The following is a 13,411-nucleotide window of genomic DNA, read 5'->3' as shown; positions in this document are numbered from 1 at the left end:
AAATTTTCTAGTCTTAGTGCTACATATCGTCAGAGTATGTTTCTGGATGATATGTTCAAATAGTATATTTCGATATAAATTGTCAAAATTCCTTTTTATTTTTAGAAAAATTTTTATATTCAATTTTATCAAAGTCTGTTTAATGATGAATAAACTTGTCGATAATGGGTATGGAGTGAAAGGATGGTACGAATGAAGTGGCTCGTAATTGGAATGATAATTCTTCTACTTTTTATTTTGCTTATACTATTATCGAAAATATCGCTTAAGGTGACGTTTTTATATTCAGAAATGGAAAAACAATGTTTATTTCAAGTGAAAATATGGATGATTCGATATACGTTTGATGTATTGGAAAGAATTGAAAAACAGCAGAAGAAGACAGGACAAAAAATTAAAAAAGCTGAAGAGGACGGCGGAATAGATAATAAAATTATGGCACAACTCGATAGTATAGGGGAACTGATAAAAAAGCTTCAAGACGTTCATACTATTGTTAAAGATTTTCTCAAAAGAGTGAAAATCAATGGTTGGAAATGGCATACGCAAATTGGAGCAGGCGACGCGGCTAGTACTGGAATTGTCACTGGATATGCATGGGGGACAAAAGGAATGGCTGCTGGAGTTGTAGGACAATATATGCATATTGTCGACATACCAGAATTTGAAATTACTCCTGTTTTTCAAGGAAAGGGATTTGCATCAAGATGCGAGTTAACAGCATCTTTTCGTATATTCCGTACTGTAAAAACAGCGATAAAATTACTCATGTTTATGAGAAAGCAAAGATCTGGTATGACAGAAAAATCTGTTCAAGCATAGGGGGGATATAGAATGGACCATCCAATTCAAGGTTTAATGACAACCGCAATGCAGCATTTGAAACAAATGACGGATGTAAATACAATTGTTGGTGACCCAATTAAAGCGGCAGATGGAAGTGTAATTCTTACAGTTTCGAAAGTCAGTTTTGGATTTGCTGCTGGTGGAAGTGAATTTGGTAAAGTAGAACATTCAGGCCGTCATCCATTTGGCGGGGGAAGTGGTGGAGGAGTTTCTATTAATCCTGTTGCCTTTCTTGTTATAAATGGAGAAGGTGTGAAAGTATTACACTTAGATAAGCAAACACACGTCATCGATAAAATAATTGAATTAGCGCCACAAGCTGTTGATAAAGTGAAAGAAATGATGGATAAACGAAAAGAAGATGATCCTGAATTTCAAATTTAACGAATAAAGAAGCTGATCAGTGGATTAGCTTCTTTAATTTTTTTGTAAATAAAGCGATTTTATTTGCATTATCGATAGGGACAAACTATCATTTACATTGTACATATTTTGTTTAAAATAAGGGAGGATTTTTAAGTGGCAAATGTAACTTTTAAAGGTAACCCAATGACTTTAGTTGGAACAGAAGTTAAAGTTGGCGATCAAGCGCCTAACTTCCAAGTATTAGCAAATGACTTATCTCCAGTAAGTTTAGAAACATACAAAGGTGAAGTGAAATTAATTAGTGTTGTACCTTCAATCGACACAGGTGTATGTGATGCACAAACTCGTCGTTTTAACGAAGATGCAGCAGGTATTGAAAACGCGAAAGTATTAACAATTAGCGCTGATTTACCATTCGCTCAAAAACGCTGGTGTGCAGCAAACGGTTTAGAAAATGTTGTAACACTTTCTGATCACCGTGACCTTTCATTCGGTGAAGCTTACGGCTTAGTAATGAAAGAACTTCGTTTACTTGCTCGTGCAGTATTCGTAGTAGATAGCAATGACAAAGTAGTTTACGCAGAATACGTAGGCGAAGGTACAAGCCATCCAAACTATGAAGCAGCATTAGAAGCAGCTAAATCTGCGAAGTAATGTAAATGAAGACGACCTCTCATTAAAGTTTTACTTTAGAAGAGGTCGTCTTTTCTCATGTATTGTTAACTGAACCAATATATGAGAAAAGACGTTACATCATAAACAACTTGAAGGGGAGCTCTTTGCAAGAGGTCGCTTTTTCTTTTGGGAAAAATTTAGATTATGGTATGATATAAGTTATGTGTAAAAGAGAGAAGGAGGAATGTACGTGAGTCAGGCAGTAGAAACATTATTTTCTATTTTTGATTCTTCTACGGTAGTTTTACGTAAAGAATTAGATGTAACATATTTAGAGGCGCTTGTAGAAACAGGTGATAACTTGTTTGAAGGAGCGATTTTACAAGAGGAATTATCCGAATCAACAATTGAAAGGTTGAATCGTGAATATAGTACGTTTAATGAAGAAACATATAAAGGGGAAGAAATTCGTAAAGCATTTCAGCTAGCCATTTTAAAAGGAATGAAAGAGGGCGTACAAGCGAATCACGAAATGACGCCAGATGCAGTTGGAATGTTCATGAGCTACTTATTCCATAAATTTATGCAAGGTCAAAAAGAAATTACTGTTTTAGACCCTGCAATTGGAACTGGTAACTTAATGACTACATTGTTTAATAGCGCCAAAGAAGAACTAACAATGAGTGGATTTGGTGTAGAAGTGGATGAGGTGTTAATTAAACTTGCTTTAGTAAATGCAAATTTACAAAAGCATGCAATCGAATTCTTCCACCAAGATGGACTAGCACCACTTTATATTGATCCAGTTGATGCAGTCGTTTCAGATTTACCAATTGGTTATTATCCAAATGAAATTGTTGCAAGTGAATATACATTAAAAACAAATGAAGGAATGTCATATGCACATCACTTATTTATTGAACAAAGTGTGAAACATACGAAAGAAGGCGGGTATTTATTCTTCTTAGTACCAAACTTCATTTTTGAAAGTGATCAAGCGCCAAAGCTACATGCATTCATTAAAGAGACATGTTTTATTCAAGGATTATTACAGCTTCCTGTTTCCATGTTTAAAAACGAGAAAAATGCAAAAAGTATATTTGTTCTCCAAAAGAAAGGCCAAGGTGTAACAATGCCGAAACAGGCACTACTAGTGGAATTACCTAAATTCTCTAACATGAAGGCTATGGAGAACATTATGGATCAATTGAATACTTGGTTTGCAACACATAAATAATACGATATATATGTAACAGGGTTAGTAATTAATGTAGTACAGTTTTATAGGATATGTAATGTTTTTTAATATATACAAGATTTAACTGAATTTTTTTGAAATCTGTAATATATTTTTTTTCTTGGTGTTACAATTTTTTCACTTGAAATATATGTCGGACGATGTTTAAATTAAAATCGTGAGTATAAAATTTACTAATGATGAAACGTTTTCATAATGAGTGAATTTAATTAGATAAAATCGAGCGGTTTGTGGAATGATCCACACAACTACCAAGAGAAAAAGGGGCGAAAGACTAGATGTCAAAAATCATCGCGATTAACGCAGGAAGCTCTTCGTTAAAGTTCCAATTATTTGAAATGCCAAGTGAAACAGTATTAACAAAAGGTTTAGTAGAACGTATCGGTTTAGAAGATAGTATCTTCACAATTACTGTAAATGGCGAAAAACAAAAAGAAATTACAAACATACCAGATCATGCAGTAGCAGTTAACATGCTTCTTAAGAAATTAACTGAAAACGGAATCGTAAAATCTCTTGATGAGATTGGCGGTATCGGTCACCGTGTTGTACACGGCGGTGAAAAATTTGCTGATTCTGTTTTAATTGATGCTGAAGTATTAGCTGATATCGAAGAGTTAAGCGATTTAGCACCACTTCACAACCCAGCAAACCTTGTTGGTATTAAAGCATTCCAAGAAGTACTACCAAACGTACCAGCAGTAGCAGTATTCGATACAGCATTCCACCAAACAATGCCGGAATCTGCATTCCTATACAGCTTACCATATGAGTACTATGAGAAATTTGGCATCCGTAAATACGGTTTCCACGGAACTTCTCATAAATATGTAACTGAGCGTGCGGCTGAATTATTAGGTCGTCCAATTGAAAGCTTAAGCCTACTTTCTTGTCACTTAGGTAACGGTGCAAGTATCGCAGCAGTAGAAGGCGGTAAGTCTATCGATACTTCTATGGGCTTCACTCCACTTGCTGGTGTAACAATGGGTACACGTTCTGGTAACATTGACCCTGCGTTAATTCCATACATCATGGAAAAAACAGGCCAAACTGTAGAAGAAGTAGTTAGCGTATTAAACAAGAAGAGTGGTATGTTAGGTCTTACTGGTTACTCTAGTGACCTACGTGACATCATTGCGAAAGAAGAAGAAGGCGACCACCGTGCGAAAGTAGCACTTGACGTGTTCGTGAGCCGTATCCATAAATACATCGGTTCTTACACAGCTCGTATGAAAGGCGTTGACGCTATCATCTTTACAGCTGGTGTAGGTGAAAACAGTGCAATTATTCGTGAGCGCGTATTAGAAGGCCTTGAGTACATGGGCGTATACTTCGACGTAAAACGCAATAACGTATTCGGTGAAGAAGCATTCATTAGCTTCCCACACTCTCCAGTAAAAATTATCGTAATTCCAACTGACGAAGAAGTTATGATTGCTCGTGACGTATTACGTCTTGGAGATATTGGTTAATATACTATATAAAAAAGACGAGATCCTATAGGATTTCGTCTTTTTTCTTTTGGATATAGTTTAAAATTCCATCTGGATATAGCACTTTTTCCTTCTGAATGAAAGCTGTAATGGGAATCCATTTCGCATACGATACGGTTTGCTCATCTTGTATATTCATTTTTTCCATTTCATATAGTGATGTGTCTAATAAGCGTAAAGAATATAGCTGAATGATTTCATGACCAATTTCTCCATCAAGATGAAAGATATTTTCTAAGCAGCCTAAATAATTGGTGATTTCCACTTCTGTGTGAAGCTCTTCTTGAAATTCGCGAATAACAGTATGTGCTGATTTTTCACCAAGTTCAATTGATCCGCCAAGAGGTCGGTAATATGTTTCATCGCCTGTATGATATTCTTGTACGAGAAGGCGACCGTGATGTATAGCAATGCCAAAAGCTTTTGCACGTGGATACATATATAATTACTCCTTATTTATTTTGTATAAGGATGATTATAAGGCAGGGTGTGATAAAAGGTGACGTGTATTTAAGCGTTTGGCCGAATCGTGATTCCATCAAATAAGTCATTCCAAAATGCTTCATTGTACTGATATACATCCATAATAGGGCATTTTATAACACAAATGTTTTGTAATCCCCAATCTTCTTGGGCGATAGTTGGTACATCTTCAGGAATGAGTAATAGGACAGAGAATGTATGTTTAACTATTTGAGATAAAATTTGTTCCAAGGAACGTGCTTCTTCGTATGTTCCTCCCGTCCGAATAAACAATGTGGATTCTGCCGTTTCGATTGTAGTTAGAAAACGATTAATTCGATGCTCATAGTTTAACTTAATTTCTGTATAAGAAGGCCAGGATGTTGGTGTGTTTACATCTGTTTTAAAGTCGTGACAGGAGTCGATTTCATATAGGCTGTCACGTAGTCTTAATTTCGCATCATCATCCCAAAATGAGATGAAGGATAAGTTTTCGAACTGTAAAAAACGGTCAAATCGATTTTGTAATAATAAATTCACTTTTTCTAATGAAGGGCTTAGCATAAAATCGATAACACCAAAAAATGGTGATAATTCGAATTGATATAAAGCCCAAGCAGGCCAGCAGTTTTGTCCTAAGCTGAATACTGCATTATATTCTTTTTTTATATTGGATAGATTCATGTGATTCATCTCGTCCTTTTTGCTAATATTTTATGTCACTAAAAAATGGTATGTGAATAAAGATAGACAAGCATATTTGCAAAGAACAAGCGGAAATATGTTACAATAGAAAAAAATCGAACGAGGTGGTTGTTGCGATGCGATCGAAGCGAGAACAAGCCATTTTAGACAATATAAAAGAATGGGAATCGCAATTAGTTGAGCAAGAAGCGACCGATTTTCAAAAAATGTTTGATAAATGGGTACATACTACAATTGCGAAATTGCCTGAGAAAAAACGAAAAGATTTCTTTACGAAAGCAGATGGATGGCTCTTTCATTTGCATGCACTTATTCAAAGTTCACAATCACAGTTAGATGCACGTAATCGCATTTTAGGAACATCGAGATTATTTGATGAATCAATTGAGCAACTTGAAGATTTGAAGGCGTTATCTATTGATCAATTAACATACATAGCAGAGCAGCAAACAGCAAGACATCGCCTATATTCATTCGTACAAGGCGGAGCAACGGGTGCTGGGGGGTTATTATTATTAACAGCTGATTTTCCGGTTATGATCGCGTTAAATGTGAAAGCTGTTCAACTTATTGCAACATCATTTGGACATGATGTGAACAAGCCGTATGAAATGATGCTTGCGTTAAAGGTATTCCACGCAGCATTATTGCCGGCGAGACTTCAGCAATATGCATGGTACAATTTACTGAGAGAACTTGAGCAAGAAGATTCATTCTTTTATGAAGGAGACGAAGAGGTGTTAAAGCCAGCTTCTACTGAGGTTGTGTTAAAACAAATTTTGAAGACATTTTCGATTTATGCTCTTCGTCGTAAATTATTCCAAGGTATTCCGGTCATTGGAATGGCAATTGGGTCTACAGTGAACTATCGTTTAACAAGAAGCGTTACTGAATTTGCAAATAGATTTTATCAAGTGCGCCACATAGTCGAGAAGGAAAAAAGAGCATAAAAAAAGCGAGAGGCCGAGGCCTTTCGCTTTTTTAATTTGTTGCATGCTTTTTGGACATTGGAATAGATACTGGTTGCTTTTCTGCTTTCTTTTCTACTTTTGGATAATAAATTAAATCCAATGTTTTTGCCTGTACGGCAATCGAAAGAATAGTAAAAGCAATTTCTGTCCAATTTAAATAATATAATGAAAGCGCAAGAACAATCGCGTCAAAGACGAAGAAAATTTGCCCAATTGTAAACCGAGTTCGTTTACTTAATATAATTGTTAAAATATCGTCTCCGCCGGTTGCACCGCCAAATCGCAATATAAAACCGAGTCCAATACCAGCTAACGCACCGCCAACTACTGCAGCTATAAATAAATTATTTGATAAATCGACCGTAAATGGAGAATAATTTTCCATAAAAGAATAAAATACTCCGAATGAAATCGAACCTAGGAATGAGTAGCCAACCATTTTTCTACCTAAAAATGAAGCACATAGTAAAATAATAGGGATATCCATTACTACAGTTGAAATGGATGGTGAAATATCATAAAAATTTTGGATAAATAGTGCAATACCTACAAAGCCACCTTCTGTTAAGTGGTTTTGGAAGTGAATGTGATATAGCGCTGCTGCTAAAATAAATGAACCGATTAAAACCATAAAAACTTCTTTAATAATTTGTCGACTTTGGATGTTCCTCATCGTTATTCCTTCTTTCCGTAGTTAGTAGTCCTTGTTGTGTTGTAAACTAACTACGAGCTCACATGTAGCTTTCAGTTAGTTTACGAAAAAAACTAACTACGCTATATGTCGCTGAAGAAATAACGAATAATCCTCTCGTCCATCAATTCTCCCTACCTTCGTTTTAGTTTAAGTCTTAAAACGACTAAACAAAACGTGGAGTAGGATTCTTCATTTAGCAATCCTGCTCTTCTTTGTTTTGTTTAGCTAGTAACAATTAAGTCCTAAACAAAACGCTATGTGTAAGAAGAGTCTTTTTTTTGCCAAATTATCCTTCGGGCAATCATAATTTCCCCACTCTCGTATTTTTTTCGCTAGACTAAAGTATCTGAGCTGAAAAATACGCTACGTGTATGATTCGTCAATACGATGCCACATGCTCCTTCGAGCGATCATGATATCAAAATCCCTTCTTTCAAGATTTATATTATTATATCATACTTTCAAAAAATGCATGCGGATGGAAACCGACAATAACCGGAGGGAATCTACAAAAAATGTTATGTTTAAATATTTTTGTAGAAAAGCCTAAGTTATTTCGTAGAACTGGACAACTTTTAGAAGTTTGTCCAATAAGTAAGAAAAGAAGGGTTTTTATTCAATTGTATTGTTCTCATCACTTTTATCTTTAAAAAATGCATCCCAGCTATTGATACTTAAAAAAGTTAAAGCGATAATAATGAAAGCTCGCATAAGTTTGAGACCTCCTTTTGTACATAGTATATGAATAATTTGTTTCGGAATGTGCCATTTTTTTACAAGCTCTAACTATTATGAGAGTATATTAATATAGATAGATGAGGGGGAGAATGGAGATATGCTAAAAGACATGTTTAAAAGAAAAGAATTAAAATGTGTTTCATGTCAGAAAAAGATTCAATATGAAGAAGAGCTAGTTGCTTTTGTAAAGTTGCCAAAAGAAAGAAGTATATTAGTTGGTCCGTTTGATGTGTGTTTGGCGAAAACAGCACAAGAAATATATTGTAAATCGTGTTACGACAAAAAAGCATGACCCAAAGTAATTGAGGGGCATGCTTTTTTCATTGGTGTGCTTTTCCCTCAGATACGTTTTGGGTTAGACGATACCAAAGCCAAAGATCATTAATAATTGAAGCAAGATCGGCAATTTCTGAATTAAGCCTACAGGAAATTTCGAAATTCTCTTCGTTATTTAAGCAATGTTGTTTTTGATTAATATGACGTTCAAGCTCTTGTATACGATCAGGTATTTTTCCGCGAACTTGCTCCCATTTTAATAAGATAGAATGCTGCGCTTGTTCAGAGATGTCTTCCCATTTTTCTTGTATGTTCGGCAATTCAATCCCTAGATGTTCATTGTATATAAAATACTTTTTCATAGAAACCCCTCCATTTTCCTGCCTCTATTTTACATAAAAAAAGAAAGAAATTCGACGAAATTGTTTGAAAAAAATTTATGGATTCCCCTTGATTCATTTTATGAAAGGTGTTAAAGTTTGGATTATTATAAGATAAAATGAATATTTATTCTTTAGGGGGATGCAAAATGGAGAAGAAAAAAGTTGTGTTAGCATATTCCGGAGGTCTTGATACTTCCGTTGCGATTAAATGGTTACAAGAAAAGAATTATGATATTATCGCGCTTTGCTTAGATCTAGGGGAAGGTAAAGACTTAGCGTTTGTAAAAGAAAAAGCACTTTCAGTAGGTGCAATTAAATCATATATGATTGATGTTCAAGAAGAATATGTGAATGAATATGCATTGATAGCGATGCAAGCTCACACGTTATACGAAGGGAAATATCCTCTTGTCTCTGCATTATCTCGTCCGCTTATTGCAAAAAAATTAGTAGAAATTGCAGAGCAGGAAGGCGCAAGTGCAGTTGCACATGGATGTACAGGGAAAGGGAATGACCAAGTTCGTTTTGAAGTTTCTATTCAAGCGTTGAATCCATATTTAGAAGTTATTGCGCCCGTACGTGAATGGAAATGGTCACGTGAAGAAGAAATTGCATATGCAAAAGAAAATGATATACCGATTCCAATTAATTTAGATAGCCCGTTTTCAATCGATCAAAACTTATGGGGACGCAGCAACGAATGTGGAATTTTAGAAGATCCATGGGCAGCGCCGCCAGAAGACGCATACGAGATGACGTTGGCATTAGAAGATACACCGAATAAACCAGAGTTTGTAGAAATCGGATTTGAAGCAGGAGTACCGACGACTTTAAACGGCACTGCATACCCACTTTCAGAACTAATTAAAACGTTAAATGCACTTGCTGGCAAACATGGCGTTGGACGTATCGACCATGTAGAAAATCGCCTTGTCGGTATTAAATCTCGTGAAGTATATGAATGCCCAGCAGCAATGACATTAATAACAGCGCATAAAGAACTTGAAGATTTAACACTTGTGAAAGAGGTCGCTCATTTCAAACCGATGATTGAGCAAAAACTAACAGAATTAATTTATAACGGTTTATGGTTCTCACCTTTAAAACAAGCGCTCAATGCTTTCTTACAAGAAACGCAAAAAAATGTAACAGGTACAGTGCGTGTGAAATTATTTAAAGGTCATGCGATTGTAGAAGGGCGTAAATCTGAGTACTCTTTATACGATGAAAAATTAGCAACGTATACTGCCCAGGATGAATTTAATCATGATGCAGCAGTTGGATTCATTTCATTATTCGGTTTACCTACGAAAGTATACAGCCAAGTGAATCAAAAGAAGGTGGAAGCGTGAGCAAACTTTGGGGCGGACGTTTTACAGAAGAAGCGGAAGCGTGGGTTGAAGAGTTTGGAGCATCCATCTCCTTTGATCAACAATTAGTAAATCAAGATATAAAAGGGAGTATCGCACATGTAACGATGTTAGCAAAGCAAGGCATCGTTACGAAAGAGGAAGCAGAGAAAATAAAGATAGGGCTTCAATATTTACTAGAGGAAGCGAAACGAAATAAATTGAATTTCTCAGTCGAGGCTGAGGACATTCATTTAAATATTGAAAAGATGTTAATTGAAAGAATCGGTGAAGTAGGAGGGAAACTTCATACAGGTCGAAGCCGTAACGATCAAGTAGCGACAGATATGCATTTGTATTTAAAAGAAAAAGTAGAAGATATTATAAAAGCTACAAAACAATTGCAAACTGTTCTTGTTCATCAAGCGGAAAATAACATTGAAACAATTATGCCCGGCTATACGCACTTGCAACGTGCACAGCCGATTTCATTTGCGCATCATATTCTTGCTTACTTTTGGATGTTAGAGCGCGATGTGAATCGTTATGAAGATTCGTTAAAGCGTATTAACATTTCACCATTAGGAGCAGGAGCACTAGCTGGTACAACATTCCCGATTGACCGAGAGTATAGTGCGGAGCTTCTTGGATTTAATGGAATCTATGAAAATAGTTTAGATGCGGTAAGTGATCGTGATTTCATACTGGAGTTTTTAAGTAACTCATCTATGCTTATGATGCACTTATCACGCTTTTGCGAAGAACTTATTTTATGGAGTAGTCAAGAATTTCAATTTATTGAAATGAGCGATCAATACGCAACAGGAAGCAGTATTATGCCGCAGAAGAAAAATCCGGATATGGCGGAACTTATTCGTGGTAAAACTGGCAGAGTATACGGTAATTTATTCAGTTTACTTACAGTAATGAAAGGATTGCCGCTCGCTTACAATAAAGACTTACAAGAAGATAAAGAAGGAATGTTTGATACAGTGAAAACAGTAGAAGGATGCCTTCATATTATGGCAGGCATGCTTGAAACGATGACTGTAAACAAAGAAAAAATGGGGCAAGCTGTGACGCAAGACTTCTCTAACGCAACAGAAATTGCCGACTATTTAGCAAGCAAGGGACTGCCGTTCCGTCAAGCTCATGAAATTGTCGGGAAACTAGTTCTTCATTGTACGCAAAAAGGAATCTATTTATTAGATGTACCACTTGAAACGTATAAAGAAATGAGTCCGTTATTTGAAGAAGATTTATATGAAGTTCTTTCACCTTATGCAGCTGTAAAGCGTCGTAACAGTGCTGGTGGGACAGGATTTGAGCAGATTGAAAAGGCTTTGGAGAAGGCGAAGGGGTTAGCAATAGAGTTTGTTGGAAGTTAAATGATATATGATATAGAAGGTAAGGTGCTTTTTTAGAAAGTACCTTACCTTTTCGTATGGATTTAATTAAGCCTAGAACAATATGTTCTAGGCTTAAAGCTTCATTGATTAATCATACTTGTGTCGATCTTCTGTAATTCGAATGTATTCAATATCCATTAAATCTCGAAGCAATGCACCGTGGCTTAGTTCAACACCATGTTTTTCTTTAAAATGCTCGCGAATCGTATTTAACATTTCGAGTTCTGTATCGTTCACATCTAAAATAATACGTTCATAATCATCCATGTAGCATCCTCCTTTTCTAAACACATATATTTTGTCCGTCTATTTCTAAAAAATGTATGTTAATGTAATGTTAGGAAATAAGAAAGGAATGGAAAATGAGACGTATTTATCCCGCATTAACGGGCAGTAAGACCCCCACCTCAAAATTCAGCGAAAGCAAAGAAGTTAGGTGGGGGATCAACTGCCCGTAAAAGCCCGATTGGTTCAACTAATAATCAGTGGGGGATGAACAAAACCCCCACTGATTAAAGTTTCACTTTATTTTGTAGGGTTAATTTTGTACACGCTAATTGTATTACACGCTGCATTCCCAAAAATATTTTCATTTGAGAATGTGGAAACAATACATATAGCAATATTTATCTTTACTTTATTTGTAGTAGATTGCTGTATTTCTGTATGGCTTTCTAGAAAAAAGAAAGTACAAGAAGTAAAAGATAAAAAAGAAATAGAACGGAAAAAGAGAAAACGTTCATTTTGGATGACAACGTATTGTTTTTCTTTAGTGATTGCTGCTGCATTTTTTAGTGAGCATATTCCACTAGAAAGATTGGATATTGAATTTTGGGTAATTGTATTTGCATGTTATTTTTTTATGCACTTTCTTCCTTATATGAAAGAAAGGCGAGGAGTAGAGGAAGATCCGATTGAAGAAGAAGTGAGAGAACAAGAGAGTAAGAGAATAGAAGAAGACATAAAGAAACTTGGCGAACAAAAGTGGTATTTAAAATCAAAAATTATATATGTTCTTTGCTTCATTACGCCGCCAATCGGTTATGTGTATGTTTTCTTACTTCGTAAAAAAATGACAGAAGATGCAAAGCAAACGTACTTAACTGTTGCGACGATAATGATGGCGCTATGGTCTTTGAAATTCCTTCCGCCGTATGTGTTGGCAGGTACCGTTGTTGTTGTAGCTTGTCTTGTATTTATAGTGAAGTTTGTGAAATGAAAAACACCAAGCCCATGTGGACTTGGTGTTTTAATTATAAATTAAAGATCACCTTGCTCCTCATCACCACGAACAACAAGGACATCGCATTTCGCATAGCGAATAATATGTTCAGAGACGCTACCAATTAGGAAACGTTCTACAGCATTTAAACCAGTTGCACCACACATAATTAAATCCACTTTATTGTTTGGAGCGATTTCTTTTGAAATTTTAGATTTAGGATTACCAAATTCTAATACAGTTTCTACTTTTTCAAGACCAGCTTCAAGCGCAGTTTTTTTGTAGTCTTCTAATAAGTCTTCTGCAAATAGATTTGCACGTTCAGCAATTGCGCGGCTATAAGCCTCTACTGCTGAGTATGCTTTTACATCAACGATATGAGCAATTGTTAATGTTGCGTTGTTTCGTTTTGCAACTTGAATTGCTTTTTTAAAGGCTTTTTCTGCTTCTTTAGAACCGTCCACCGCAATTAAAATATTTGTATATGTATTATTCATAGTAAATTCCTCCCAATCATTTTTATTACCGTTTACAACTTTATTATAAAACAAATTTTGGTAATGTGCTTGTCGGAAACGTTACAGAATTTTGAAAACTTTGTTTCAATTCATTTTAGTTGTAATT

General features: G+C 35.6%; 16 protein-coding genes. 10 read left to right on the top strand and 6 right to left on the bottom strand.

Annotation, left to right across the window (positions count from 1 at the left end; all coding sequences use genetic code 11):
- Window positions 1–183 precede the first annotated feature (183 nt).
- The 5 genes from DET63_RS02385 to ackA all read left to right on the top strand — a co-directional run bounded on the left by DET63_RS02385 (window position 184) and on the right by ackA (window position 4,557).
- Window positions 184–822, top strand: coding sequence for a DUF2953 domain-containing protein (locus DET63_RS02385; RefSeq protein ID WP_113935736.1), 639 nt, complete (start codon window positions 184–186; stop codon window positions 820–822).
- Window positions 823–834: 12 nt separating this feature from the next.
- Window positions 835–1,230, top strand: coding sequence for a GerW family sporulation protein (gene ytfJ, locus DET63_RS02380; protein ID WP_000350005.1), 396 nt, complete (start codon window positions 835–837; stop codon window positions 1,228–1,230).
- A 135-nt stretch (window positions 1,231–1,365) separates the two neighbouring features.
- Complete coding sequence (gene tpx / locus DET63_RS02375) at window positions 1,366–1,866, top strand: thiol peroxidase (RefSeq protein ID WP_002015549.1); 501 nt, start codon at window positions 1,366–1,368, stop codon at window positions 1,864–1,866.
- 211 nt (window positions 1,867–2,077) lie between these two features.
- Window positions 2,078–3,064 (top strand): class I SAM-dependent methyltransferase, encoded by a 987-nt coding sequence (locus DET63_RS02370; RefSeq protein ID WP_113935735.1) that lies wholly within the window; start codon window positions 2,078–2,080, stop codon window positions 3,062–3,064.
- Between the two features lie 299 nt (window positions 3,065–3,363).
- Window positions 3,364–4,557 (top strand): acetate kinase, encoded by a 1,194-nt coding sequence (gene ackA / locus DET63_RS02365; protein ID WP_002015546.1) that lies wholly within the window; start codon window positions 3,364–3,366, stop codon window positions 4,555–4,557.
- 25 nt (window positions 4,558–4,582) lie between these two features.
- Here ackA and DET63_RS02360 read toward each other — a convergent pair whose 3' ends face one another.
- Both DET63_RS02360 and DET63_RS02355 read right to left on the bottom strand, forming a co-directional pair.
- Complete coding sequence (locus DET63_RS02360; RefSeq protein ID WP_002138624.1) at window positions 4,583–5,017, bottom strand: NUDIX hydrolase; 435 nt, start codon at window positions 5,015–5,017, stop codon at window positions 4,583–4,585.
- Window positions 5,018–5,088: 71 nt separating this feature from the next.
- A complete protein-coding gene (locus DET63_RS02355; protein ID WP_002138623.1) occupies window positions 5,089–5,724 on the bottom strand; it encodes a DUF1796 family putative cysteine peptidase in 636 nt (211 codons plus the stop codon).
- A gap of 137 nt (window positions 5,725–5,861) precedes the next feature.
- Between DET63_RS02355 and DET63_RS02350 the strand changes: the two genes are divergently transcribed.
- Entirely contained in the window at window positions 5,862–6,695 is an 834-nt protein-coding gene (locus DET63_RS02350; RefSeq protein ID WP_113935734.1) for an EcsC family protein, read from the top strand.
- A 31-nt stretch (window positions 6,696–6,726) separates the two neighbouring features.
- Here the strand turns inward: DET63_RS02350 and DET63_RS02345 are convergent, their stop codons facing one another.
- Window positions 6,727–7,389: a YitT family protein gene (locus DET63_RS02345; protein WP_113935733.1), complete on the bottom strand. Its 663-nt coding sequence runs from the start codon at window positions 7,387–7,389 to the stop codon at window positions 6,727–6,729.
- Window positions 7,390–8,245: 856 nt separating this feature from the next.
- Here DET63_RS02345 and DET63_RS02340 point away from each other — a divergent pair.
- The gene (locus DET63_RS02340; RefSeq protein ID WP_002067549.1) at window positions 8,246–8,440 is read left to right on the top strand and encodes a hypothetical protein; all 195 of its coding nucleotides are present in this window, start codon (window positions 8,246–8,248) and stop codon (window positions 8,438–8,440) included.
- Between the two features lie 28 nt (window positions 8,441–8,468).
- On the opposite strand, the gene DET63_RS02335 is transcribed toward DET63_RS02340, so the two are convergent.
- Window positions 8,469–8,786 carry a radical SAM protein gene (locus tag DET63_RS02335; protein ID WP_113935732.1) on the bottom strand — a complete coding sequence of 106 codons (318 nt, stop codon included), beginning with the start codon at window positions 8,784–8,786 and terminating at the stop codon, window positions 8,469–8,471.
- A 167-nt stretch (window positions 8,787–8,953) separates the two neighbouring features.
- On the opposite strand from DET63_RS02335, the gene DET63_RS02330 reads away from it, so the two are divergent.
- Together DET63_RS02330 and argH are read left to right on the top strand one after the other, a co-directional pair.
- Window positions 8,954–10,159, top strand: a complete 1,206-nt coding sequence (locus DET63_RS02330; RefSeq protein ID WP_113935731.1) for an argininosuccinate synthase — start codon at window positions 8,954–8,956, stop codon at window positions 10,157–10,159.
- Window positions 10,156–11,544, top strand: a complete 1,389-nt coding sequence (gene argH, locus DET63_RS02325) for an argininosuccinate lyase (protein ID WP_113935730.1) — start codon at window positions 10,156–10,158, stop codon at window positions 11,542–11,544. Before DET63_RS02330 ends, argH begins: the two co-directional genes overlap by 4 nt.
- A gap of 108 nt (window positions 11,545–11,652) precedes the next feature.
- Here the strand turns inward: argH and DET63_RS02320 are convergent, their stop codons facing one another.
- Entirely contained in the window at window positions 11,653–11,832 is a 180-nt protein-coding gene (locus DET63_RS02320) for a ProA domain protein (RefSeq protein ID WP_113935729.1), read from the bottom strand.
- A gap of 244 nt (window positions 11,833–12,076) precedes the next feature.
- Between DET63_RS02320 and DET63_RS02315 the strand changes: the two genes are divergently transcribed.
- Entirely contained in the window at window positions 12,077–12,784 is a 708-nt protein-coding gene (locus DET63_RS02315) for a hypothetical protein (protein WP_113935728.1), read from the top strand.
- 41 nt (window positions 12,785–12,825) lie between these two features.
- On the opposite strand, the gene DET63_RS02310 is transcribed toward DET63_RS02315, so the two are convergent.
- Complete coding sequence (locus tag DET63_RS02310) at window positions 12,826–13,284, bottom strand: universal stress protein (protein WP_002164984.1); 459 nt, start codon at window positions 13,282–13,284, stop codon at window positions 12,826–12,828.
- Window positions 13,285–13,411: the final 127 nt, after the last annotated feature.

Origin of the sequence: Bacillus sp. DB-2, from assembly GCF_003315125.1 — a bacterium.
Classification (GTDB): domain Bacteria; phylum Bacillota; class Bacilli; order Bacillales; family Bacillaceae_G; genus Bacillus_A; species Bacillus_A mycoides.
The sequence above is the reverse complement of the archived record's forward strand: the minus strand, read 5'-3'. Positions and strand labels throughout refer to the sequence as shown.